The sequence below is a fragment of the Pseudomonas sp. PvP001 genome (assembly GCF_040546375.1).
Classification (GTDB): domain Bacteria; phylum Pseudomonadota; class Gammaproteobacteria; order Pseudomonadales; family Pseudomonadaceae; genus Aquipseudomonas; species Aquipseudomonas coleopterorum.
This window is the reverse complement of record NZ_JBEPNQ010000001.1, coordinates 1,297,354-1,321,836: the sequence shown is the minus strand read 5'-3', so window position 1 is coordinate 1,321,836 and position 24,483 is coordinate 1,297,354. Positions and strand designations below refer to the sequence as shown.

The 24,483-nt window shown below is 57.4% G+C and carries 21 protein-coding genes, 1 tRNA gene and 1 pseudogene; 10 read left to right on the top strand and 13 right to left on the bottom strand.

Annotated features, from left to right (window positions below):
• Nucleotides 1-14: 14 nt before the first annotated feature.
• From ABMD26_RS06035 to ABMD26_RS06015, 5 genes and pseudogenes are all read left to right on the top strand, one after another.
• Nucleotides 15-932 (top strand): LysR substrate-binding domain-containing protein, encoded by a 918-nt coding sequence (locus tag ABMD26_RS06035; RefSeq protein WP_354308607.1) that lies wholly within the window; start codon nt 15-17, stop codon nt 930-932.
• Between the two features lie 150 nt (nt 933-1,082).
• Nucleotides 1,083-1,777 (top strand): annotated as a pseudogene (locus ABMD26_RS06030) (transposase).
• Nucleotides 1,778-2,634: 857 nt separating this feature from the next.
• Nucleotides 2,635-3,681 (top strand): HamA C-terminal domain-containing protein, encoded by a 1,047-nt coding sequence (locus tag ABMD26_RS06025; RefSeq protein ID WP_354308605.1) that lies wholly within the window; start codon nt 2,635-2,637, stop codon nt 3,679-3,681.
• Nucleotides 3,678-4,562 carry a DEAD/DEAH box helicase gene (locus ABMD26_RS06020; protein WP_354308603.1) on the top strand — a complete coding sequence of 295 codons (885 nt, stop codon included), beginning with the start codon at nt 3,678-3,680 and terminating at the stop codon, nt 4,560-4,562. Before ABMD26_RS06025 ends, ABMD26_RS06020 begins: the two co-directional genes overlap by 4 nt.
• A gap of 30 nt (nt 4,563-4,592) precedes the next feature.
• Nucleotides 4,593-6,287, top strand: coding sequence for a helicase-related protein (locus tag ABMD26_RS06015; protein ID WP_354308601.1), 1,695 nt, complete (start codon nt 4,593-4,595; stop codon nt 6,285-6,287).
• Here ABMD26_RS06015 and ABMD26_RS06010 read toward each other — a convergent pair.
• The gene (locus ABMD26_RS06010) at nt 6,259-6,546 is read right to left on the bottom strand and encodes a hypothetical protein (RefSeq protein WP_354308599.1); all 288 of its coding nucleotides are present in this window, start codon (nt 6,544-6,546) and stop codon (nt 6,259-6,261) included. The genes ABMD26_RS06015 and ABMD26_RS06010 overlap by 29 nt on opposite strands.
• A 237-nt stretch (nt 6,547-6,783) precedes the next feature.
• On the opposite strand from ABMD26_RS06010, the gene ABMD26_RS06005 reads away from it, so the two are divergent.
• Both ABMD26_RS06005 and ABMD26_RS06000 read left to right on the top strand, forming a co-directional pair.
• On the top strand, nt 6,784-7,500 hold the full coding sequence (locus ABMD26_RS06005; RefSeq protein WP_354308597.1) for a hypothetical protein: 717 nt from the start codon (nt 6,784-6,786) through the stop codon (nt 7,498-7,500).
• Between the two features lie 139 nt (nt 7,501-7,639).
• Nucleotides 7,640-8,716, top strand: a complete 1,077-nt coding sequence (locus ABMD26_RS06000; RefSeq protein ID WP_354308595.1) for a hypothetical protein — start codon at nt 7,640-7,642, stop codon at nt 8,714-8,716.
• Between the two features lie 128 nt (nt 8,717-8,844).
• Here the strand turns inward: ABMD26_RS06000 and ABMD26_RS05995 are convergent, their stop codons facing one another.
• The 7 genes from ABMD26_RS05995 to dspII form a co-directional block, all read right to left on the bottom strand.
• Nucleotides 8,845-9,714: an HNH endonuclease gene (locus tag ABMD26_RS05995; RefSeq protein WP_354308593.1), complete on the bottom strand. Its 870-nt coding sequence runs from the start codon at nt 9,712-9,714 to the stop codon at nt 8,845-8,847.
• Nucleotides 9,711-11,297 carry an AAA family ATPase gene (locus tag ABMD26_RS05990; protein ID WP_354308591.1) on the bottom strand — a complete coding sequence of 529 codons (1,587 nt, stop codon included), beginning with the start codon at nt 11,295-11,297 and terminating at the stop codon, nt 9,711-9,713. Before ABMD26_RS05990 ends, ABMD26_RS05995 begins: the two co-directional genes overlap by 4 nt.
• Nucleotides 11,298-11,359: 62 nt before the next feature.
• The gene (locus ABMD26_RS05985; RefSeq protein WP_354308589.1) at nt 11,360-12,535 is read right to left on the bottom strand and encodes a restriction endonuclease; all 1,176 of its coding nucleotides are present in this window, start codon (nt 12,533-12,535) and stop codon (nt 11,360-11,362) included.
• Between the two features lie 868 nt (nt 12,536-13,403).
• A tRNA-Gly gene (locus ABMD26_RS05980) sits at nt 13,404-13,477 on the bottom strand.
• 165 nt (nt 13,478-13,642) lie between these two features.
• On the bottom strand, nt 13,643-14,335 hold the full coding sequence (locus ABMD26_RS05975; RefSeq protein WP_354308587.1) for a pseudouridine synthase: 693 nt from the start codon (nt 14,333-14,335) through the stop codon (nt 13,643-13,645).
• 7 nt (nt 14,336-14,342) lie between these two features.
• Entirely contained in the window at nt 14,343-14,567 is a 225-nt protein-coding gene (locus tag ABMD26_RS05970) for a cysteine-rich CWC family protein (protein ID WP_134722597.1), read from the bottom strand.
• A gap of 679 nt (nt 14,568-15,246) precedes the next feature.
• Complete coding sequence (dspII, locus tag ABMD26_RS05965) at nt 15,247-16,359, bottom strand: enoyl-CoA hydratase/isomerase DspII (RefSeq protein WP_134722598.1); 1,113 nt, start codon at nt 16,357-16,359, stop codon at nt 15,247-15,249.
• Nucleotides 16,360-16,516: 157 nt separating this feature from the next.
• Between dspII and ung the strand changes: the two genes are divergently transcribed.
• Entirely contained in the window at nt 16,517-17,203 is a 687-nt protein-coding gene (ung, locus tag ABMD26_RS05960) for a uracil-DNA glycosylase (RefSeq protein WP_056845130.1), read from the top strand.
• Here ung and ABMD26_RS05955 read toward each other — a convergent pair.
• The 4 genes from ABMD26_RS05955 to ABMD26_RS05940 form a co-directional block, all read right to left on the bottom strand.
• Nucleotides 17,200-18,237, bottom strand: a complete 1,038-nt coding sequence (locus ABMD26_RS05955; RefSeq protein WP_134722599.1) for an AbrB family transcriptional regulator — start codon at nt 18,235-18,237, stop codon at nt 17,200-17,202. The genes ung and ABMD26_RS05955 overlap by 4 nt on opposite strands.
• Nucleotides 18,230-19,744: a tripartite tricarboxylate transporter permease gene (locus tag ABMD26_RS05950; RefSeq protein ID WP_049860712.1), complete on the bottom strand. Its 1,515-nt coding sequence runs from the start codon at nt 19,742-19,744 to the stop codon at nt 18,230-18,232. The genes ABMD26_RS05955 and ABMD26_RS05950 overlap by 8 nt, the downstream gene beginning before the upstream one ends.
• 1 nt (nt 19,745) lies before the next feature.
• Nucleotides 19,746-20,204 (bottom strand): tripartite tricarboxylate transporter TctB family protein, encoded by a 459-nt coding sequence (locus ABMD26_RS05945; RefSeq protein ID WP_134722620.1) that lies wholly within the window; start codon nt 20,202-20,204, stop codon nt 19,746-19,748.
• A 154-nt stretch (nt 20,205-20,358) separates the two neighbouring features.
• Nucleotides 20,359-21,342, bottom strand: coding sequence for a Bug family tripartite tricarboxylate transporter substrate binding protein (locus ABMD26_RS05940; protein WP_049860713.1), 984 nt, complete (start codon nt 21,340-21,342; stop codon nt 20,359-20,361).
• A gap of 281 nt (nt 21,343-21,623) precedes the next feature.
• Between ABMD26_RS05940 and tctD the strand changes: the two genes are divergently transcribed.
• Together tctD and tctE are read left to right on the top strand one after the other, a co-directional pair.
• Nucleotides 21,624-22,295 carry a two-component system response regulator TctD gene (tctD, locus tag ABMD26_RS05935; RefSeq protein WP_049860714.1) on the top strand — a complete coding sequence of 224 codons (672 nt, stop codon included), beginning with the start codon at nt 21,624-21,626 and terminating at the stop codon, nt 22,293-22,295.
• A complete protein-coding gene (gene tctE, locus ABMD26_RS05930) occupies nt 22,288-23,670 on the top strand; it encodes a two-component system sensor histidine kinase TctE (RefSeq protein WP_122741544.1) in 1,383 nt (460 codons plus the stop codon). Before tctD ends, tctE begins: the two co-directional genes overlap by 8 nt.
• Here the strand turns inward: tctE and ABMD26_RS05925 are convergent.
• The gene (locus tag ABMD26_RS05925; RefSeq protein WP_122741545.1) at nt 23,667-24,479 is read right to left on the bottom strand and encodes an HDOD domain-containing protein; all 813 of its coding nucleotides are present in this window, start codon (nt 24,477-24,479) and stop codon (nt 23,667-23,669) included. The two genes, tctE and ABMD26_RS05925, sit on opposite strands and share 4 nt — an antisense overlap.
• Between the last annotated feature and the right edge of the window lie 4 nt (nt 24,480-24,483).

The following is a 24,483-nucleotide window of genomic DNA, read 5'->3' as shown; positions in this document are numbered from 1 at the left end:
AGAGCCGAGTACTTATGCGCCTCCACGACAGTGCGCCCCGGGACCTGCCACCGCTGAGGGCCATTCAAGCCTTCGAGCAAACGGCCCGCTTTGGCAATCTCGCCAGGGCAGCCGAAGTATTGAACCTGACACCCTCAGCGGTGAGCCATCAGTTGGCGAATCTGGAAGCGATGATCGGCCGCCAGTTGTTCGTGCGCGCCGCCCGTGGTGTCACCCTCACCCCAGTGGGCGAGCAGTACCTGAAAGACATTTCCGGTTTGCTGCACAGCCTCGAAGTGGCGACCGAAAGAGCCGCCAGTGACGTGAGTCTCGACTGCCTGCGACTGCACTCGTCGCCAAGCTTCGGCCTGCTTTGGCTGATGCCGCGCCTGGAAGCATTCCGCGTGAGTCATCCCGATATCCAGATCAACCTGTCGTGTTCCTACGAGTCACTGCACTTCAGCCGGGACAAGATCGACGTCGACATACGCCACGGTCTGCCCAACTGGCCCAGCTACGAAGTGCGAACGGTGCGCAACGAAGCCTTTGCAGTGCTGGCCTCTCCACAGTTACTGGCAAAACGCCCAGTCGCAAGCGCGAGTGACTTGCTGAACAAGGAGTTGATCCTCTCGGAGGCAACGCTGCTCAAATGGCCCGAATGGTTCGCCCAGCACGGCCTGGCCCGACCTGAGCATCCCTATGCGCTGAGCTTCGATCGCTCCTACATGACGCTGGAGGCTGCCAGCCACGGCCTTGGGTTCGCACTGGAAAGCACGCTGCTGGCACAGAAATACCTGGCGTCGGGCGCACTGGTGGAAGTGGCCCCTGAAGCGCTTAGTGCCGCGGTTGCTGCTCACCACTTGGTGTTTCCCAGAGCCCACTCGTCCTTTCCCAGGGTCAGACGGTTTCTGACGTGGATGGAGGGGGAGATGGGGCATCGGTTTGTGTTTTGAGGCTTTGTTTGTGAGTGGCGGATTGAGGGTGAGGGCGCGCGCAGGAGACGTAGTAGCGCTGTCGGTTCCTGCGGGTCGAGCAGGTTTGTAGTGGTCTAATGAAAACGGACACCCATTTAGACGAGAATGCTCGCCACACAGAGGTGTTCGATGAGTACGCAACGATGTACCTTCACCCCCGAATTCAAGCGCGAAGCTGCCAGCTTGGTGCTTGACCAGGGCTACAGCCACGCTGGTGCAGCCCAGTCGCTTGGGTTGGTAGAGTCGGCCTTGCGCCGGTGGGTCAACCAGCTCCAGCAGGAACGAGGCGGTGCTACACCGACTAGCAACGCGCTGACACCCGAGCAGCAGAAAATCCAGGAACTGGAAGCCCGAATCAACCGCCTGGAACGAGAGAAATCGATTTTAAAAAAGGCCACCGCGCTCTTGATGGCCGAGGAACACGAGCGTTCGCGTTAATCGATCAATTGTGGGCTCAAGAGCCGATTGATCTGTTGTGCTCGGTATTTGAAGTAACCCGATCTTGCTACTAGGCGTGCTGCCGGAAACGTCGGTATCCAAATGCCGAACGGGTGGTTTTGCGCAGCCGCGTGAACGAGCTGTTTACGCAAAGCCGAAGTCGGGGCGGTAACTACCATGACAATGCGCCCATGGGACGGCTATTTCGCAGCCTGAAAACTGAATGGATACCGACGGTGGGCTACATGAGCGCTGCGCTAGCGCAAAAGGATATCGGCCGGCTTCTGATGGAGCGATACAACTGGCGGCGACCGCATCAGTTCAACGAAGGGCTAGCGCCTGCGGTCGCTGAGGAAAAACACAATTCAGTGTCCGGGATCAGTTGACCGCTACACGGCCATTTTGGTGGCTCACACAATATGACAAAGGCGATAGTCCCGCGCGGCTTTTAACATTATGAGTATGGCCAATTATACCTGCCATCCCTAGATGAGATGTAGCGCTGAAAACGTTAATCACTCTCTGCGCCGACTGCTTCGAAACTAGAATTTCGCTTATCCTTCGAGCGGACTGGCACTAGCCAACAAAGGGAAGCTGATGAGCAGCTAAAGCACGGCGCTGGAAGAGTTACGAGCAGTCATTGGTGAGCAGTCGAAGCTCCTGACGTTGATTCTCTTCACGATTTCCCAAGGGCCGGTGTTGCGCCAAGGGCAATGGTTGTCCTGCAGCTTGGACACTGAACAGGCCCGCTCCACGGCTGCTGTTGCCATGGGCGCCGGCCAATCTTTAGGCACCGTGGTGAAAAACTATGGTGAAAGGGGGCTTGCCGTGAGAGACCTCTATCCTATCGCTCGAAGCGTAGTTGAGGGGTTTATCAATGCTGCATTTTTCGCGACCCAGTCTGTTCATATTGCACAGCGGGCTCTTGCGCATATCCCTTACCCAGCCTGGAATTTTCTAGACACACAGGCTTTGACTGCCTTTGCCTAGCTGGTGCTCCTGCTCCTGCATTTGATCTTGATCAGATAGAGAAGAATGCTTGTGCTAGATCCTGGCCCCGCCGTGTGCCTCAGAACTGAAGACACCACACATCTGAAGCCATTTGTATTAGATGGGCGGCGCGGCGTAATTCACTGGGGTGATGGCCATTTGGCTCTTTTCAAGTCATGATCTAGTTGTGTGCGCGTAGACGCGCGCTTTACAGTGCCTGCTTATGTTGTGGGTCATACCAGGGATCGGATCAGTGTCATCATCTGCAGATAGCCCGCCGTCGCTCAGTAGTGTCATCCAGAAGCTTCTGGATAAATCACCTCTGGATCGTTTCGTTAAGTGCTCGGTGGATTTGGGGACCGCGCCGCCCGACAAGGCTCCCCAGATTGCGCTTTTGCATGTCCGCTTCAAAGAAGATATCCCCAGTGTCAGGGCGTTTGCCGATTTCCTTGGTAACCAAGCGGCAAACTATGCGCTGAGCCGTCGGCGCCGAGATGAATACCAAGCCCGGATAGCCTCAGCGGAAAACGGGGATATGTCAGCTGCGCAAGAGCTCAGCCGGGCGGTTAGGAGTGCATTCATTGAATTTCGCAAAGCTCATCCATCAAGGGCTAGCGAGGTAGGGGAGGTGCTGGCCTATTGCGTGGCCGTTCACCAGCTACAGGCCTCACAACTGATAGCCAAGATGGCATTGAAAACCAGCACCAATATGCCGGTTCATGGCTTGGACGGCATCCATGCTTCTGTGACCAACGGTGAGCTGAATGTGTTCTTCCTCGAATCCAAGCTGGCAGGTACTGCCGCTAGTGGAACAGCTGACTACGCAGACTCTGTCTCAGGCTTTCTTAATGATGATGGGCAATATGAGCATGAGTACGGGCTAGTTACGAGCCTGGGAAACCTTGACGCGCTTGATCCTGCTGATAAAACCTTGATGATGGACTACCTTGATGTATTCGGTAACCCAAATGCGCCCAAGCGTGAGCGATCGGTAGGGGTGGTGTGTTATTCGGAAGTCAAGCACTTCGCGAACAAGCTTGAAGTCGATGATGGCCCATTATCAAAACATGAAGATCATTTTTGTGAACTCTATAAAGGGGATCTCAACAGGCACCATACCAACCTGACTAACCAGTTGGGTGTCAAAAAAGTCGATGCGAATAAATGCATGGTTTTTTTGGTTGCCGTGCCTGATGTTGACGACCTGAGAGAAAAATTTTATGAGTCGATAGGCCTGACGGGGTTGGTATCCGATGTTCCTCTCACCCCATCCTCGGTAATTGAGGAGGGCACCCCATGAGCACTTTCGCGACGGAGCTTGCCTCAAGGTTTGTCCAGAATCAGAAGTTCAGAGATGCGTTAGGCCACCTCCAGGCGTGCGGTGCAGCCAGCGCGCTCCCCGGCTCAGTCACACAGCTACACGCAAATCCCGATCACAATGCGATCGGGAAAATGCTGTATTGCGCATCAGTGTTCGCGCAGTCGGGGGCAGAATCGCATGTAAGCCTGGCTCAGACCATTGCATTCAATGCAATGCTGGTCTCGCAAGAGTCGACCGTACTGGAGCGGTGCGCAACGATATTGACAGAAATTGGAAATTTTCCGAGTTTGAATTATGCCGAGAAGCGGCACTCTACAAAGCCCTCAACATTGCTCGGGATGATTCAGAGAAATATTGTTGAGCAGCTAAATACTATTGAAGTGGCAGGTTCTGCTATTACTCTGACGGACTATCAGCGAAAGGTATGGGACTCTCTCCAAGAGGGGCGCTCCTTGGCCATCTCCGCTCCCACTTCTGCTGGAAAGTCATTTTTGGTGATCGAACACCTTTGTCGGGATGCCTTGGCGCTACCACAATTTGTGTTCGTCTACATCGCTCCAACACGAGCCCTGTTGTCCGAAGTTCACTTGAAAATCAAGGAGCGTCTTGCAGATGATGTGAATATCCGAGTTACCGACATTCCCACTTTTGAAAACGTGCCTCGGCAAATTTTTGTGCTGACTCAGGAGCGGTTCAAAGTTCTTCTTTCGATAACCTCATCCCCGATAAATCTCGTGGTCGTCGACGAGGCTCAGAATTTATCAGACGGCGCCCGTGGGATGATCTTGCAGGATTGCATTGAGCAATGCTACGCCCGCGATCAAAGAACTCATATCGTCCTGCTCGCACCGGGCGCATAAGGTTTTACCGATGCACTAGAAAGCCTAGGCATGCCTGGGATTTCTGAGGTCAGTACCACTGTTTCCCCTGTCCTGCAAAACCGGATTGTTGTGTCGAAGACTCCGTCTCTGAATCAACTGGAGTTCAAACTGCTCAATGCCCATGGGTACTCACATATAGGCACCATGCCGTGCAAAACTGGGCTCAACTTGGTTGAAAGCAAGCTCGCAGCTGTTGCTTTGGAATTGGGCAGCGGCGGTGGATCGTTGGTTTATGCTAAGACGCCGACTGAGGCGGCAAGTATCGCCGGCTCAATTGCTCTAGGCTTAGACGATGTGACGGATGCTAATGAACTGGCTGATTTCATAAAGGATCATATTCACCGCGATTATCACTTGATAGGTATGGTGAAGAAGGGAGTTGCCTTTCACTATGGACAAATGCCGGCCCTGCTTCGTGAGGCTATCGAGGCTGCGTTTCGTGCTGGTACAATTAAGCTTTTGGTCTGTACAACGACTTTGTTCCAAGGTATTAATCTTCCTGCACGTAATATATTTATCAATACGCCTGCTAGGGGGCGCGGAGAAAAGATGATGCTGGATCCTGCCTTGCTATGGAACTTTGCAGGTCGAGCAGGACGTATGGCGAAAGACATCGTTGGGAATGTGTTTCTTATAGATTACGATGACTGGAGCAGTCAGCCAATGGACACTTTCTATAAATTTACCATCCGATCCGCACTTTCTGAGTTTGTAACTGAGTACGCTCTGGATGTTCTTACGGTACTAAACAAGGGAAAGCTCGAATCCAAGCCTGGCGACGAGCGCACTCGAAATGCCACCGCTTCGGCTGGCATGCTCATAAGTAAAGCTCGCCAAGGGGAGATTGCCGACTACCTTAACAGAGTTGCTCCATCGTTGGATTATATTGACGTTCGAGATATTCGAGAGGCTGCTGAGAAGGCTTCCGAAGAGCTCCTTCTACCTCAACAAATAATCGAAGGCAATTGGACGTTAAACTTGTTCGCGCTGGATAGATTGATGGCGCACCTTGTCGACCGCCTAAACGATGGAACATTAGATAGCGTAGTGCCCAAGAGTCCAGCAGATCTAGGTAAGGCGGCTTTTAGTCATTACGCCGAAATTTTTAATATATTGTTCAAGTACATAAAGGGTTTCGATAAGAACTTTGGAGCCTACGTTTCTCGTATTGCGGTGAAATGGATGGAGGGTAAACCTTATCCATTTATTTTAAGCTACGAAATCACATCTGAAAATCGTCTTGTGACCAAGAAGCGAAATCTAGAGAAGCTCAACCTGATGGCTGACCCTGGCTACAAGGTTAGAGCTATAGGTGATGCCAATCCTAGCCAGGTGATTAAAAAGGCGTTTGATACAATCGAAGATGTCGTTCGTTTTCAGCTGGTACAAATGGGTAAGGCTTATAACGATATACTCATTCATGTCTTCAACGATAACGGTCTCACTCACAAGGTTTCCGAGATTTTTGACTTTACGTTGGCCCTGGAGCTTGGCGTTAGCACAAATACAGGTCGCGCTTTTTTGGAGTTAGGTCTTTCTCGGATTGCAGCTTCTGAACTTCAGAAGGTATTCCCTAATAGCGATCTTGATATCTTGGGCGCGAGAGAGAAATTACTGGATTTTGATCCGTCGCCGCACAAGTTGAGTTCTGTCATCCTGGCGGAGATAGATAAAGTCAAAGCTGCTCTGATACCACTACCGTAAAGATCAGCTCAAGGCGGCGATGCCTCATTTTCAGGAAGCTTTTGAAAATGCCAAATACCGCGTAGGCAAGAACCAATACAAACTCGTGAATCAGTACGTCGAGCTCCCGGCAAAAAATGATGACCGGCGCAGCTTCAAGAAGGGTATCGAATGAGCGCAGTACCTGGGTATCAAGATACGCTGGCTGCGTGATGATGAGCCGACTGAGGAGAAGCTGGACTTCGTCTGCTCCATGCTGAAGATGGCCCGGTATGATCATCAAGTGTAGCCAGGGTCGCCGCGCTGATGATTAGTCTTGCCCGATTTTGGTCTACACGATGCTGGTGCACCGTGACCCCATCCCGTGATCGGGTCAAGCACTCGCCAATCCGATCAACTTGGCATCGGAGGGCAGTGGGATATCTCGGGCGAAACGAGCGCCTAAAATCCTTTGGCCAAAATCTAGGCTTAGAATGGGCTCATCAGATTCATCTCAGGCAGGGTAAAGGAGTTGACTGTGAACAAGCAGATCGCACCGCCAACTATGATGGAAAAAATTTGTGGCGTTTACGAAAACAACGTCCTGTTCCCATTCGTTGTGATTGCGATGAATGCCGCAGGGCTGGGCAGCATAGACAGAATGCTGTCCAAAAGAGCTAATGATCACGCTCTTAAGCAGATTTACACCTTGCTCAATGAGCTCAGTCGTCGGATTGACCAGAAGCGCTCTGAGCCTGTGTCTGACGCGTTTATTCCGGGGGTCAATGTAGCGATGCGCTCGATCCTGGAGTCAGCGAGTGTCGAAAAGGCGAAGCGCTTTTCCGCCATCCTCGCGCCCACCTGGAACAACGAGGCAAGGTGGGACGAGGTCGCGCAAACATTAAAAATCACGGCGGCGTTGGATGACTGCCATGTTCATATTCTCAAAGCAGCCAAAACATGGGGGCAAGGTAGGGCTGATAAAGACTTCACCTTCACCGTGGAGCAGGCCGCCTACAAAGACTGTTTTGCGCTGACTACCTCAATTACCGATGTGGATCCGATGCTACTTCAGGCGTGCGTCGCTGATTTAAAATCGCTGGGATTGGCCGAAGACAATCTGGGTGTGGATCTAGCCGAGACGTACAACAACGCCAAATCAGACAATCCACAGCCGACACCCGAGCACCTGCCTTCCGCCTATAACGTGACAGATCTCGGGTGGTGGGTTTTGAAGCGTTTTGAAGAGCTGTAGTGCCTGCGATCTACTTCGTTTCGCACGGGTCAGCGCGGCTTGGGGTTACGTGGTCATGGCCTAACGCCGTTTGCGGTTATTCTATCGATGCCGCTATAAACGTCTGAAGGTCAGAAATCACTCTGCCGGAGCCGCCTTGATGCCACTGCCGCAAGACCGAAAAGGCGAGAAGCCTCGTGCTTCCCAGGTAATCCCCACGTTGGATGCTGAGAGGCTGCGTCAAAATGCTGTAACCTCCATTCGTTTGGGGCTTGAAGACTTTCAACGATGCCAGCAGTCGGTCGACAGCGGGGGCGATCCCGCCCGAGCCCTCTCAGCTGTCCGCAATCTGGTCGCAGGCGTGCTGCTCCTGTTCAAGTACAGGCTGGCCTGTTGCGTCAAAGAGCCTGCCGACGCTGCCAAGCTATTATTCCTCCCCCCTGAAGTGCTTCCTCACAGTGACGGACAGGGCGGTATCGCGTGGTTGCCGATAGGAAATTTCAAACCCAACACAATCGACGTTGCGTTGATCCGAAAGCGATTCTGCACATTCGGTATCACCGTTGACTGGGAGCAGTTCGACAAACTCAAGGTTTGCCGAAATGACCTTGAGCATTTGCATCCAGCTAATACGCTTGGGGAAGTGGCAGAGCTCGTCGCCGGGCTGTTCCCGGTGCTGAGAGATTTCATCAACGCGAACATGTCGGAGTCGCCGGTCGAGCTGTTGGGGGAAGCCTGGCAGATCATGCTTGCTCATCATGACTTCGTTGCGGGTATCAGGGCCGAGTGCGCCGCAGCCTGGCAAGGAATGGGTGTACCGGAAGGCATGGTGATCTGGCTTGATGATTGCCGGTGTGAGGATTGCGGATCGACCCTCCTGGCCCCGGCTCCGGAGTCCGTCTCGGCTCACTTGGAGGTCGACCGGGATGAGGAGGAGTTCGAGTACGTTTGCCACGCTTGTAACGAGCGTGGCCTGATTGCCCCGCTGCTCATTGAGACGCTGAACGATGCCCACGACTGGGACTACTCCAGCGGTGAGGAGCCAGAGGTGGAAACCTGCGACCTGTGTGATCATTCAACGTTTCTGGTTAGTGTGCAGGCTTGCTCTTGGTGCGGATCCAGCCTCACCTACACCGCTTGTTTCATCTGCAACGAGGGCCTAGGCCAAGAGGATGTAGGGAACGGCGGCCTTTGTTCCTACCATGCTCATCATGCGGCTAAGGTCATGAGGGAGTAGTGGGGTAGGTCTGAAGGGGCGCCGCCAGCCGGCTACGCCACTCCAGCCCCGTTCGCAGCTCCATTCATTTGCGTTCCAAGGTCGCCCCCCATCCAACGCAGCTCCAGTCTCGTGGATCTGCCTCCATATCAGTCGAAGTCTTTAAAGCCTCCGTCACAGTACCAATCGCTACCGGCGAGGGCTTGAAACATTGCAGTTTCCCACGAGTTGGCATGCTGGCGACGCTTCCCCTGCGCAGATACCGTTAAGAGATCACGGACGCCATCTACGCCATCACTTTCCCATAGGATGCTCAAAATTTCCCGGAGGCTCGCCAACTCGTTGCTGGATTCCACCGAAAATCTCACGTCCAATCCGTAGCTTTCAAAATGAGTGATAACTCGTTGCTTATCTACTGCAGGCCAGTCATGAGGTGGAATGGCTTTAAACTTCAATACTGGAGGCGTTGTAGGCGAGAGATCCGCAAACAACCATTGCTCACGCTCAAGCTCTTCACGATTAAAGTACGGATGCAGTGTTTGCTTGGATTGTTCGGTAGCAATAGATGCTTGTTTGCCATGATTACAATCTTTGCACGCAGGCACTAGGTTGAGAGGGGTCACCGAAAGCAGAGGGAATTTTGCCTTCGGAAGGTAATGATCCAAGGTGCTTGCCACACCCAGGCCGCAGAAAGGACATCGTCTTCTTGGCGCGGTCGCCATGATCAAATCGTAGACATTTCTTGCAGGTTTCGACTGAGGGGCCATGTGATCTGAGTACGTACTCTTCAGCTCTTTTTTTGTTACTTGTCCGATTACTATGTCTTCATCTTTAACATTGCAAGCCGCTATAGTGTATAAACTTTGTAAATGACCTTGTGTGGAGTACTCAATAGCAGCGTTGGTGATGTCAGGTAGTAATGACAATAGCCTGGCGCGTAGATCCATGTTCGATATGCTGTTCACACAGGTGACAAATAAATCTTCTGCATTGACCGTGGGGGGAGAGATACGTCTCAAATCTGTTCTCCCTTTGTTTTATCCCTAGCGGTTGTCATTGCTCTGAGAAGAGCTCGGCCCTCAAGACCTATCTCGCCCCCGTACTCCGCATCAATTTCCTCATAACTTTTTCCACCCTGTACCGATTTTTCCAATAAGTCGTGGAATCCTGACTTAGAGACCTCTAGTCCGAAGACATGGCGCGTCAGCGTCCCTACGTTCTCTGCGAAGGTTTCAATGTCAGGTCTGTCTACCGTTGCAACCAGCCTGCTTCGATTTATGATTGATACACAGGATTTGGGCACTTCTTGGAGTACCACGGGAGAGTGTGTGGCAATTATCGCAACGGCGTTTCGGTTGGTGAGTAGGTCAGACAATGCTCGGGTAAAGGCAGACAGAAGTGGCGGATGGAGGTGGCTTTCAGGCTCGTCGATCAACACCAGAGTTTTTTCCTCAACCGTTTCAATCAGTTGAGTGATTGTGAGCAGTACAATCGCGTGCCCGGAACTCATTCTGTTTAGGAATCTAGAGCTGGTTTCAATGAAACTGGTTTTTTGTTCTGATGGGTCTTTTTCATAATGATCTATCAACTGCGAGAGATTCATTTCTTCAAAATTATGATCTGATTCTAATTTTTTTATCGCAGTTATCCATCGTTCTTTTTTTGCCTGCAGTGAAAGGCATGAGCTCAGGCTGAGGGCTAAATCTTTGCATAGTTTCGGCTTGTCTTTAAGCCCCCAAGCTGGCCGTTCCTCTTCTTCTATACGAGACTTCAATCCGATGTATTTATAGCGCATTCCGGCAGACGAATCGGATTGATCAGGTGGTGGCTCGAAGGGGTCAAACGCGCTAAAAGATACAGAAACTATCCCTGCGAAGTATTGGTCATCTAAGCGTGCTTTTGAATTAAAAATATGGCTTTTGTAGAAGTAGCCCAGGTCAGACTGTTTGTTTTCACCAGTAAACAGTGAGTCGACCATGGCGTTGAGTATTGTTGTTTTGCCTATCCCATTACGCCCGATTAAAACGTGGAGGTTGGATGAGGGTTTTGAGTCAGGATTGACTATAAACTCAAGTCCGAGTTGTGAGAATGTATCGGATCCCTTTCTTTCAAAGCAAAAATGGTATTCAGTAAGCGGCGCTTCGCCCCTAATAATTTTAGCGTACTGATTATCTATAGTCGTCCGATTCGTAACGCGAAGTAATGAGTTACCAAACACTCTCTCTTTCTCAGCTATCTCTCGTTTCATAGAGTCATAAGCAACGTCACCTAGGGCCGCGAGAATTTCTAAGGCGAGCGGGCCGGGGCAGAGGTTTATCAGTTTTTTATAGTAATCTGCATCTTGTCCAAGGCTGAAAAAATTGGATTCTAAATGCGTAAATTCCTGAGGTATAGCTTCTTCAGTCCACCCCTCCGTCTGGCCCTGAAAGCCAATTTTTAGATCGCCTATCTTCAGTTCAATTCCCTGGTCGTTGTATAAGATCAAACTGAAAGTGCTCTTGAATCCAAAGTCGTCCCAATTGTCAGACCGAAGAAGCCCTACGTTGCGGGTTGGGCCACTATACCCTGAGCGATATTTAATGTTATGAAAGTTCATGGCCATCTAAATTCTTCTGTGTTTAAGGTTTGATAAGCGAATAAGGCGTTCGCGCAGTCAGGTTTAACCTACTCTGACTGCTCCACCTCCGACTCGGCTTGGAAAGCCTCAATCAGCTTCTGGTTGTAGTCGTCCAGATAGCTCTGCAGTCCCTCACGGTCAACGAGCCTCACACCCGCTGTGGATGCCAGCTCTTTAGCCGACTTGGTGTAATACGAGTTGGTGACCACCATTGCCTCATCGCAGCCATAGAACGCCTTTGCCGAGATCGCCTGCTGGACAGCAGCATTGCCCACCGAGCCCGTGTAGTTCTTGGCCTGGATGACCATGTTCTTGCCGAATCGGCTTACGAAAAGGTCAGCACCTTGGTCGGCGGTCTTCTTGGTCTCTTTCACGTCAAAGCCAATGGTTTGGAAGATCTCAACCAAGAACGCCTCGAACTGAAATCCGTCCATCGCATCCACGAGGTACATGGTGATAAACCGGTTCGGATTGAAGTGCTCAAGTTGGCTACCGAGACGGTCGACCAATATGTCGAAATAGATGGCCTCGCACAGGCTGAGCCCGCTACGGAATGCTTGCAACGTCATCAGCGCTTCGCCTGCTGACGCATTTGTTTGAGCGTTGAATTGCACACCTGGATAAAGAACATCGTTCTCCCATAGGTAGTAGTAGAAGAGGGCCAAGTCAGAGCGGAATGTCGTTCCTGCCTCGTCGATCCACGACCGGAGGGTTTCATTGAGGTCAGGCCTTATGTGTCGGCTGAGCTCTCTTGAGAAGCCTGCATAGGTCGAGTTGAATGCGGTGGTCAGTAGCAGCTTATCAAGCAGCGACGGCAAGCCCTCAAGCTCATCGAAGCCCTTTCTGATAAGTACTTCTCTGAACAACTCACGCTCGGTGTACGCGCCATCCAGCCTAGGTCCAGGCACGCCGACGTCAGTAGCTCCAGACGTAGTTTCTCGGGTCGTATGGATGAAGTTAGTGAAGTACGGCTGCTTGAGCTGCGCATATTTCCTCAACACATTGTTGAGTAGATCGTTCAGTTGGGCCTGCTCCTTCTTTTTTCCCAGAAAATCCATGATGAGTCCTTTGGACTGGTACTGGAAGTCGGGGTAGAAGGACGGGTCAAGAGGCGTCAGGTTCTGTGCGCGCAGTTCTGCAGAGGTGGACACCTGGGTGCTGTTGCACCACAGGCAGGCGGTTTCAAACGTGGTTCTGTTGCATCCGTTGCATTGATAGATCATGGGATTCCCTTCTGAGCAGAATGCGATATGACAACGAAGGGAAGGGCTGTACTGATGAGCTATCGCCAGCCCGTGAACAGCCCAATGCCTACGTCGCGCGATGCAGAACGATAGCTCAGTGCCATGTCGGCGTCCACGCTGTCTCAGCCTTGAAATTACTCATCGAGAAAGCCCTTCTCGACATATCTTTCGTGGCGCATCTCACGAAGCGCTAAAGCCAATTTGTACGAGTCCAGTTGATCACCCCATCGTCGTGCGGGTAGTCTTCCGGACGCATCTCCATGAGCTGCAGGAGCTCATCCCGGTTGGCTTGCGCCCGGCGGATCCATCTAGCTTCGATAGTCTCAGCGAGCTCCCTGAAGCCATCCGACGCTTGACCATTTTCCCAGAACCACTGCTCTATCTTCTGGTACATCTGAAAGTGTCGGATGTCGAATCCTCCTCGATGGTTATAGATTTCGATGAGTACCTAGAAGCATCGTATTGATGGAGGATGAACTGTTGGAGCAGATGGGCGGTGCCGTATTTGCCTTCGAGTAGGGTCTCGCGGTTGGTAACGTACGGTGACTCGGTCATTCCATCGGCCTGTTTGAAGTCAAAGACCTTAGCCGAGCTAGCCGTGTAGGTGTTGATCCAGCGCTGTAGTCAAAGCAGATCTTCACTGGGCTTACATAAGGCCAGATGCAAAGCAAGCTGCAGGGGGGGCGATCCATTGCTTTTACTCACCACATTTATGGATGTTAGGTCGAGGTCGTGGATGCATGGGAGGCTTGCCGGCTAACGCGCCGGGGGTACAGAAAGGCGAATTATCAAATGTGCAAAAAGGCTTGGAGGCCAGGGAATACGTGGCTTTGAGGTGCGTGTGAGATGGAGCGGGTAGAGGGAATCGAACCCTCAACTAAAGCTTGGGAAGCTTTCGTTTTGCCACTAAACTATACCCGCATGACGCGTTGTTTCCGTGCCGCCGGCCGTTCATTGCGAACCTGGTTGCCAGCTTGGCCACCTCGGTGCGATGCGTCTTTCGACACCTGCTCCGGGCGGCTGACTTTGTACCAGAAGCGCCCTGCAATTTGAAGCGCTAATTTTCGTTTCTCTGCTCGATCACCCTCAAACCAGACCGATTTCCTCCACGCTCAGGCTGCGGTATTGGCCGGGTTGCAGGCTTTCGTCGAGCACCAGTTCGCCCATGCGTTCGCGATGGAGCCGGACCACCTTGTTCTGGAAGTGACCGAACATCCGCTTCACCTGATGGTAGCGCCCTTCGACGATGCTCAGGCGCGCAAGGCGCGGGCCGAGGATGTCGAGGTGGGCGGGGAGGGTGGTGAGGTCTTCGAAGGCGAAGTAGATGCCTTGCGCGAAGGTTTCGATGTAATGGGGTTCGATGAGTTGCTCGGTTTCAACCCGGTAGACCTTGGGCAGCTTGGTGGTCGGTTGAGTGAGGCGGCGTGACCATTGCCCGTCGTTGGTCAGGATCATCAGCCCGGTGGTGTTGAAGTCCAGTCGACCGGCAATGTGCAGTTTATCCTTGTCCGGCACTTCGATCAGGTCAAGGACAGTGCGGTGCTGCGGGTCCTGGGTGGCGCTGACGCAGCCGGGTGGTTTGTGCAGCATCAGGTAGCGGGCGGGATGGCCAGCCTGCAGCAATTCCTCGTCGAGGCGGACTTCGCTGAATTCGGTGACGGCGTGCAGCGGGTCGCGTACCACGCGGCCGTCGACCTGGATGCGCCCTGCGATCAGGGCCAGGCGCACCTGTTTTCGGTTGAAACGTTCGAGATTGGAAAGAAATCGGTCCAGGCGCATGGCGGCGTTACGCCCTCGATGCAGACAGTTGCTCACTCACTTGAGCGCAGCGCGGGCACAGGCAGGCGGCATTGCGCAGGTGCTCGGGCAAGGCCTGCAGTACCGCGGGGTCGATGCTCACCGAGTAGCACCAGCAGGGCTGGGCGGCGGTCTTTGCATCGGCCAGGGTGCAGCCGTTGCGGCTTCCGCAGGCTGGGCAGAGGTAGCTGGCGAGTGAAGCAGGGGTGGTCATGGGCGATCCATGCAGCGATGAGTGTCTGCATTCTACGGCAGCATGGGACACGGCGGCGAATGACGTCGGCGGGCACCCGCGCATGAGGCTTTGTATCAATTTATTGCCGAGTGAAATGCAGTATCTTTCCGGGTGTCTGAGTTATGCCCAGAACCGTTGTTCCGGGTACCGACCAGTCGTGCTGGTTCGATCCCTCTCGCGGTCCAGGAGGCCGCTTATGTCCCTTAGAGCTCTTTTGATCGTGGTATTGGCCTTGTCGACAAGTGCCTGTGTGCCCTATGGAGGGGGAGGTTACTACCGCACCGAAGTCTATTCCGTGGACAGCGCGCCGCGTGCTGGCTACTACCCGTACAGCCAGCCCTACAGCAGCGGTTACTACGTGACACCGGCGCCACGGTACTACGAGGGACCGCGTTACTACTCCGCGCCTCGTTACTACGCGGTGCCGCCGCCGCGCTACTTCGGTCCACCGCCGCCGAACTACCGGCCTGGATTCGGGCCAGGCCGCGGTCCCGATGCCAGGTGGCGTGACGGCCCACCCCGACATTACGGTCAGGATTGGAACCGCGGTCGAGGTCCGGACCGGGGTCCTGGTCGGGGCCCCGGCCGCGGCGGTCGGCACTAGCCTGCAACGGCGCCCTCAGGGGCGCCGTTTTTCGTTGTCACGGGCAGATCGACTTCAGTAGTCGCACAGGTCCGCGAGCGGGTGACGGCCCTCCCAGACCTTGCCGAAATGTGCCTCGACCACCGCCTGCGGCACATGGTCGACGTCAGGCCAGTGCCAGTGCGGTTGGTTGTCCTTGTCGATCAGACGAGCGCGTACGCCTTCGCTGAATTCGGGATGGCGGCAGCAGTTCAGGCTCAGGCTGTATTCCATCTGGAACACCTGGGCCAGCGACAAGTGCCGGGCGCGGGCCAGTTGCGCCCAGATCAGATGGGCCGTCAGTGGGCAGCCTTTGGCCAGGTTGCCGGCGGCCTTGGCCAGCAACGGGTCGTCATGCTGCTGCCATTGCACCAGCGCGTGCCAGGCCGCTGGCGCGTCGCTGACGTCCAGTTGCGCGTCAATGGCCGCGCGGCGCGGTAGCCATTGCGCGGCGGGCACCGTGTCGCGCGCATCGTGTTCGAGGGCCTTGAGCAGGCTGTTCAACTGCATGGCGGTCTGCTCCTGCCAGTTGAGCTGCAGCAGGCCGTCGAGCAAGTCTTCGTATTGGTCATCGCGCAGGCAGCGGTCGGCCAGGTCCAGGTCCAGAGCGTCCCGCGCGTTGATTTGCGCGCCGGTCAGGCCCAGGAACAGGCCGAGCTTGCCCGGCATGCGTGACAGGAACGTGCTGGCACCGACGTCCGGGTACAGGCCGATGGTGATCTCCGGCATGGCCAGGCGGCTGCTGGGCGTGACGATGCGGGTGCTCGAGGCCTGCAGCAGGCCCATGCCGCCGCCCAGTACATAGCCGTGGCCCCAGCAGATCACCGGCTTGGGGTAGGTGTGCAGGCGGTAGTCGAAGCGGTATTCGGCAGCGAAGAAGCGCGCGGCCAGGTCAGGCACTTCGCCGGGGTGGGCGCGACAGGCCTGGACCAGGCTGCGCACATCGCCACCGGCGCAGAAGGCTTTTTCGCCCTCACCGCGCAGCACGACGCACACCACGCGATTGTCCTGCGCCCAGGCATCGAATTTTCCCGCGAGCGCTTCGAGCATCGGCAAGGTCAGAGCATTGAGCGTCTTCTCCGCATTCAGGGAGACGACGCCGATACGTGCGCCATTGCCGGCGCTGAGTTCTTCGAAATTCAAATCCATCCTGACCTCGCATCGAAAGGGCGGTGGCGGGGGGACGAAGACCGCAAATGGCCAACGTAGGGTTGCAGTGCACGATTGTGTCTGGATTTGACTTTCCGGGTTCGCTTTCCTACCGTCCGCCCACTGATTTCTGCTGCCTACTGATTTCTGGTGATAAATGAGTACAGACGACCGCATCAAACTCGAGCCTAGCTGGAAAGCTGCACTGCGTGAGGAATTCGACAAGCCCTACATGGCGCAGTTGCGCGAATTTCTGCGCGAAGAGCATGCGCAAGGCAAGGAGATCTATCCGCCCGGGCCAATGATTTTCAACGCACTGAACACCACGCCGCTGGATCAGGTGAAAGTCGTCATCCTCGGTCAGGATCCCTACCACGGTCCTGGCCAGGCCCATGGCCTGTGCTTTTCGGTGCAGCCGGGCATTCCCACGCCGCCGTCGCTGGTGAACATCTACAAAGAGCTCAAGCGCGACCTTAACATCGACATTCCCAAGCATGGCTATCTGCAAAGCTGGGCGGAGCAGGGTGTCTTGCTGCTCAACACCACCATGACGGTGGAGCGGGCGAATGCCGCCTCCCACGCCAAGAAAGGCTGGCAGCCGTTCACCGACCGCATCATCGAAGTGGTCAGCGAGCATCAATCCAGCGTGGTCTTCATGCTCTGGGGCGCCCATGCGCAGAGCAAGCAGAAGCTGATCGACAACAGCAAGCACCTGGTGCTGACGTCCGTGCACCCGTCGCCGTTGTCGGCGCACAAGGGCTTCATCGGCAACGGCCATTTCAGCCGCGCCAACAAGTTCCTGGAGCAGAACGGCCTGACCCCCATCGACTGGCGCCTGCCCTAGGACACCGGTCGACGTTTCTGCCACTGGCGAAACAGCGGCTCGGCCAGAAACAGCACGAACAGCAGCCGCATCACCTGCATCGCCGTCACCAGCGGGACCGACAGTTGCAGCACCTCGGCGGTCAGGCTCATCTCGGCGATGCCGCCGGGCATCATGCCCAGGGTCAGCGAGCGCAGGTCCAGACGGGTCAGGGCGCTCAAGGCCAGCGCGCAGCCCGCGGCGATGGCCATGGTCAGGGCGGTGCTGACCAGCGTGCGAGCCAGGAACGATGGTGCTCGACGGAAGAACGCTCGGTTGAAGTGGCAGCCCAGGCCGCTGCCGATCAGCCACTGGCCGATCTGGCTGCCGCCATCGGGCAGGCCGATGTGCAAGTCGAAACTCACGCTCATGGCGGCACTCACCAGCAGGGGGCCGAACAGCCAGGGGTTGGGCTGGTCCAGGCGTTGCCAGATCCAGGCGGCCAGGCCTGCGAGCGGGAAAATCAGCGCCAGCCAGGCCCAGTCGACGGCGCCCTCGTGGCTGATCGGCGTGCCTTCGCCGAGCAGGAACTTGAACAGCGCCGGCACGCACAGCACCACCGCCAGAACCCGCAGGCTCTGCCCGGCCGCGACGCGGCTGAGGTCGGCGCCGTTGCGCGCGCCCAGGTTGACCATCTCGCCGGAACCGCCCGGCATGCTTGAAAAGAAAGCCGTGGGCCGGTCTTCACCGGTGCGCAGCATCAGCCACACGCCTACGGCACTGGACACGCTGGTGATCAGCGCACCAAAAAAAATCGGGCCGAAATGGCCCGCTACCTGTTCCATCACCAACGGCGTGAAGTGCAGGCCAATCCCTATGCCGACGATCCATTGGCCGAGCTTGCGGCCGTTGGGTATTTCCGCCAGTTGCCAAGGTGTCAGGCAGCGCACCAGGATGATCGCCAGCAACGAGCCGATCATCCAAGGCAGTGGCCAACCGATCAGGCTGGCGAGGTAACCGCCAGCCAGACCAACGAAGGGTGTACCCCACCAGCTGTGCAGAAACCGATCAAACATCGGCAGCGGCACGACGCAGGGCGGCACGTTTGCGCCAGATGCGAACCACGGGCAACAGCAGCATCAGCACGGTCAGGACCCAGACACCGGCGGTGATCGGGCTGCCCCAGAGAATCTGCAGCTCACCGTTGGAGATCGACAATGCGCGGCGCAGGTTCTGCTCCATCAGGCCACCCAGGATGAACCCGAGCAGGACCGGCGACAGCGGAAAGTCCAGCTTGCGCAGGATGTAGCCGAAGATTCCGATGCCGATCATCAGGAACAGGTCGAAGGTCGTCGCGTGCACGGCGTAGACGCCGATCCCGGTGATGATGGCGATCACCGGCACCAGTGCCCAGTTTGGCACGGCGAGGATCTTGGTGAAGATGCGGATCATCGGGATGTTCAGGATCACCAGCATGATGTTGGCGATGAACAGCGAAGCGATCAGGCCCCAGACGATGTCCGGCTGCTGTTGGAACAACAGTGGGCCGGGCGTGATGTTGTACAGCGACAGCGCGCCGATCATCACCGCGGTGGTGCCCGAACCCGGTACGCCCAGGGTCAGCATCGGCACCAGAGCGCCACAGGCGGTGGCGCCGATGGCGGTTTCCGGGGCGGCCAGGCCGCGCTTGTCACCTTGGCCGAACTTGCCGTTGGCACCGGCCAGGCGTTTCTCGGTGGTATAGGCCACGGCGCTGGCCAAGGTCGCACCGGCACCGGGCAGTACGCCCATGATGAAGCCCAGCACGCCGCAGCGGATGTTCACCCAGAACACCGAAGCGGCCTCCTTGAGGTTGAACATCATGCGACCGGTGGCGGTGACGGCGACGCTGCCATGGTGAGTCTTTTCCAGCAGCAGGAGGATCTCGCTGATCGAGAACAGGCCCAGCACCAGCACGACGAACTGAATGCCGTCGGCCAAGTGGATGTTGTCGCCGGTGAAGCGGTACACGCCGCTGTTGGCGTCGATGCCGACACTGGACAGGAACAGGCCGATCAACGCCGCGATGAAGGTCTTCAGCGGCCGGTCACCGGCCATGCCACCCAGGCAGACGATGGCGAACACCATCAGTACGAAGTACTCCGCCGGACCGAACGCGATTGCCCATTTGGCCAGGATCGGGGCAAACATGACCATGCCGCAGGTGGCGATGAACGCACCGATGAACGAGCTCCAGGCGGACAGCGAGAGCGCCACGCCGGCCAGGCCCTGACGGGCCATCGGGTAGCCGTCCAGGGTGGTCATCACGGTCGAGGCTTCGCCGGGAATGTTCAGCAGGATCGAGCTGATACGGCCGCCGTATTCGCAGCCCAGGTACACCGCCGCCAGCAGGATCAGCGCCGATTCCGGCGGCAGGCCCAGGGCGAAGGCGATCGGGATCAGCAGGGCCACGCCGTTGATCGGCCCCAGGCCCGGCAGCAGGCCGACCACGGTGCCGATCAGGGTGCCCGACAGGGCGGTGACGAGGTTGTAGGGGGTCAGTGCAACGCCGAAGCCCTGACCCAGGTAGCCAAGAGTATCCATGTCAGTTCTCCAGAACGCTGAGCAGACCCAGGGGCAGCGGCACGTCCATGACTTTGTCGAAAAGCACGTACAGGCCGATGCTCATCACGGTGATGATGATCACGCTGGGCACCGCACGGCCGCCATACAGCAGGGCCATCGGGATGCCGATCAGCACGCTGCTGAGAATGAAGCCCAGCGGCTCGAACAACCCGGCGAACACCAGCAGCAGGCCGATGCACATGGCGATCTTCTTCAAGGTCGGGCGATCCAGCGGCGGTTCTTCCTCGCTGTGCACGATCGGGGTAGGGCGAAACACCAGGTAGAGCAGCGCCAGGCTCATCAGGCCGAGCATCAGCAGCGGGTAGGCACGCGGGCCGACCGGCTCATAGGAAAAGGGCGCCTGATACGGCCAGGCCATCAGCGCCAGACCGGCACAGACGAGCAGCAACAGCAGGGCGAAAAGCCGTTGAACGATCATGATCATGGTCATGTTCCTTCGTGAAGAGTGAAGGTGGTGGTATCAGGGACAAAGCCTTCGCGGGCAGAGACCCGCTCCCACAGGGGTTCAAGATATGTACGCCTGTGGGAGCGGGTCTCTGCCCGCGAATGGGCATCACACAGCCCCAGCCCGATTACTGAACCAGCCCGAATTCCTTGGCCAGGGTCTTGTACTCGGCCACCTGTTTCTTCACGTAGGTATCCAGCTCCGGCCCGGTCATGGCGAACGGGAACAGCTCGCGCTGGTCACGCAGCTTGGCGAACTCTTCGGACGCCAGCAACTTGTCGAACGCCGCTTTCCACCAGTCGTATTCCGCGTCGGTCACTTTCGGCCCGAGGTAGAAGCCGCGCACCACCGGCCAGACAATGTCGTAGCCCTGTTCCTTGGCGGTCGGGATGTCCTTCATTTCCGGCTCGTCCAGGCGCTTGTCGGAGAACACCGCGAGCAGCCGCATGTCGCCGCTGAGGATGTGCGGCATGGAGTCGGAGATGTCGGTGCTGCCGACCTGGATGTGGCCGCCGAGCAGGGCCGTGGCGATTTCGCCGCCACCTTCCAGGGCCACGTAGCGCAGGTCGCGCGGGTTGATCCCGGCGGCCTTGGCGATCAGCGCGGTCTGCATCCAGTCCTGGCTGCCGACGGTGCCGCCGGAGCCGATCACCACCTTGCTCGGGTCGGCCTTGAGCGCCTTGACCAGGTCATCCAGGGTCTTGTAAGGCGAGTCGTTCTTGACCGCGATGGCACCATAGCTGGTACCGACCGCCGCCAGCCAGCGCACGGCGCTTTCGTCGAAACGACCGAACTTGCCTTGAGCCAGGTTCAGCAACGAGCCGCTGGACCAGGCCACCAGGGTTCCCGCATCGGCCGGACGCTGGGCCACCACGGCGTTGTAGGCCACGGCACCGACGCCGCCAGGCATGTAGGTCACACGCATGGGCTTGGACAGCAGTTTCTCGTTGACCAGCGCGCTTTGAGCGAGTTTGCAGGTCAAATCGAAGCCACCGCCAGGCGAGGCTGGGGCAATGCATTCAGGACGTTTGGGTTCTTCCTGGGCGAGCAGCGGGGCACTGATGAACAGGCAGCTGACAGCCAGGGCAAGCGGACGCATGGCGCGGATCATGGGTGTTTCTCCATTGTTGTTCTTGTTATCGAAAACGTACGGTGACGTTTGCGTGGCAGGTCTCTGGGTACCCGCCTTGCTGAAACCATATGTTGCGAACCTTTCACCAAGCTTTCAGTGGCTTTCAATCTGCCAAGACTGCTTCACAGCGCGTCGCGGGCCTGTAAACTCGGGCCCATAAAGCGCTTGATGAGCCGTTCGCGCAAGGTTTCGGTGGCAGCCAACACCGGACTGCGGCGGCATCATCTCGACCTGAAAAAGATTGGCCGTGAGGAATACCGATGCGTGTCCTGCTTGTAGAAGATCACCTGCAGTTGGCCGAAAGTGTCGCCCAGGCGCTGAAGGCCACCGGCCTGACCGTCGATGTGCTGCACGACGGCGTGGCCGCGGACCTGGCCCTGGCCAGCGAGGAATACGCTGCCGCCATATTGGATGTCGGCCTGCCCAGGCTCGATGGTTTCGAGGTACTGGCGCGCCTGCGGGCGCGGGGCAAGAACCTGCCGGTGTTGATGCTCACCGCGCGCAGCGACGTCAAGGACCGCGTTCATGGTCTGAACCTGGGCGCCGACGACTACCTGGCCAAGCCGTTCGAGCTCACCGAACTCGAAGCCCGGGTCAAGGCGCTGCTGCGGCGCACCGTGCTTGGAGGAGAGCGGCAGCAGCGCTGCGGTCCGCTGGCCTACGACCTGGACACGCGCCGCTTCACCCTGGGCAAGGAGTTGCTGACCCTGACCTCCCGCGAGCAGGCGGTGCTCGAAGCGCTGATCGCCCGGCCAGGGCGGGTGATGAGCAAGGAGCAGTTGGCGGCCCAGGTGTTCGGCCTGGACGAAGAAGCCAGTGCCGATGCCATCGAGATCTACGTGCACCGCCTGCGCAAGAAACTCGACAAGCAGCCGATCGCCATCGTCACCTTCCGAGGTCTCGGCTATCTGTTGGAAAGCCGCGATGCGTGAGGTCAGCAGCCTGCGTTGGCGGTTGCTGTGGAACCTCGCGATGCTGCTGGTCTTCCTCATGCTGGCAAGCGGCCTGAGTGCCTATTGGAACGGTCGGGAGGCGGCCGATACGGCCTATGATCGGACCCTGCTGGCGTCGGCGCGTACCATCGCCGCCGGGCTGTCCCAGCGCGATGGCACACTCAGCGCAGACGTGCCCTACGTGGCGCTGGATACCTTCGCCTACGACAGTGCCGGGCGTATCTATTACCAGGTCAACGACATCGACCACAAACTGATCTCCGGCTACGAAAACCTGCCGGCGCCGCCCAAGGGCACGCCGCGCACGGACGATTATCCGGCCCTGGCCACCTTCTACAGCGGTCGCTACCTGGGCCAGGACGTGCGCGTGGTCAGCCTGCTCAAGGCCGTCAGCGAGCCAAACATGATCGGCATGGCCGAGATTCGCGTGGCCGAGACCGAAGAGGCGCGCGTCTCCATGGCTCGCAGCCTGATGGCCGACACCCTGTTGCGCCTGGGCATGTTGGGGATCGGCGCGTTGCTGCTGGTGTGGATCACGGTCAGCGCGGCGTTGCGGCCATTGGAGCGCCTGCGCGACGAAGTCGAGGACCGTCAGCCCGATGACCTGCGCCCCTTGCCGCTGGTGGAAGTTCAGCGCGAGCTGTGGCCTCTGGTGCAGGCGCTCAACCATTTCACCGAACGCCTGCGCGTTCAGTTCGAGCGGCAAGCGCAGTTCATCGCCGATGCCGCCCATGAGTTGCGCACGCCCCTGGCGGCACTCAAGGCGCGCGTCGAACTGGGCCTGCGTGCCGAACAGCCGGAGGTCTGGCGGACCACGTTGCAGGAAGCGGTGCAGGGCACCGACAAGCTGACCCACCTGGCCAACCAGTTGCTGTCCCTGGCCAGGGTCGAGAACGGCGCCCGGGCCATTGCCGAAGGTGGCGCTCAGCGTCTGGACCTGAGCCAGCTGGCGCGCGAACTGGGCATGGCCATGGCGCCCCTGGCCCATGGCCGGGGGGTGGCTCTGGCATTGGAGGCCGATCAGCCGATCTGGCTGCGCGGCGAGCCGACGTTGCTCAACGAATTGCTCAGCAACCTGGTGGACAACGCCCTGGCCCATACCCCGGCTGGCGGCAACGTCATCCTGCGCGTGCTGGCCCCCGGCATCCTCGAAGTGGAGGACGACGGGCCGGGTATTCCGGCAGATGAACGCGATCGCGTGTTCGAGCGTTTCTATCGGCGCAACCCGCACAGCGCCGGTACCGGGCTGGGCCTGGCGATCGTCGGCGAAATCTGTCGCGCCCACATGGCGCGGATCAGCCTGCACGATGGCGCCCGAGGCGGTTTGAAAGTGCGCGTGGACTTTCCGCTCTAGCTGAGCAGCGTCTGCGCGTGCATCAAGTCGCTGGCCAGCAGTACCGGGCTCTGCTTGATCTCCAGGCGTCGATACGCCGGGTGTTCGACCAGGGTCGGCAGGCCGGTGTTGTGCGGCAGGCGCAGCAGGGTGGCGATCATCACCAGGTCGCCGTAATCGGTTTCCGTGTTGTCTCGGTTCAGATCCAGGAACTGGCCGGGCACCTGCGCCAGCATCGCCGGGAAGTCCCATTTGTGCAGGATCCGGTCGCCAATCTGTGGATGGATGTGCTCGATGACGTGGTTGAGGCAGACAGGGTCCGAGAGCAGCTCGTTGTGCTCCTGGGCGTAGGTCAGGATCGGCAGTACGCCGATCTGGTGAACCAGGCCGGCGAGGGCGGCGCGGTCGGGCTTGAGCGAAGTGAAGCGCCGCGCCAGTTCGGTGCACATGCCGGCCACTTCCAGACTGGTACGCCAGGCCTCGCGCATGCGCCCCTGCACGGCACGGGCGCGGGCGTGGAAAATCTGCTCGATGACCAGGCCGATGGCGAGGTTGCTGCTGTAGTTCACACCCAGTCGCTTGATCGCCGTGTTCACGTCGGTCACTTCGAAGCTGGCCCGCAGCAGCGGGCTGTTGACCACCTTGAGCAGGCGCGCCGAAAGCGCCGCATCCTGGGCGATGACCTGGCTGAGCTGATTGACGCTGACGTTGTCGTCTTCCGCCGCTTCGCGAATTTTCAGAGCCACTTCCGGCATGGTCGGCAGTACCAGGTCGTCACGCTCGATGGCGGCCAGCAAATCGCGTTGTACTGTGTCTGCCAGTTGGTTCATTCGG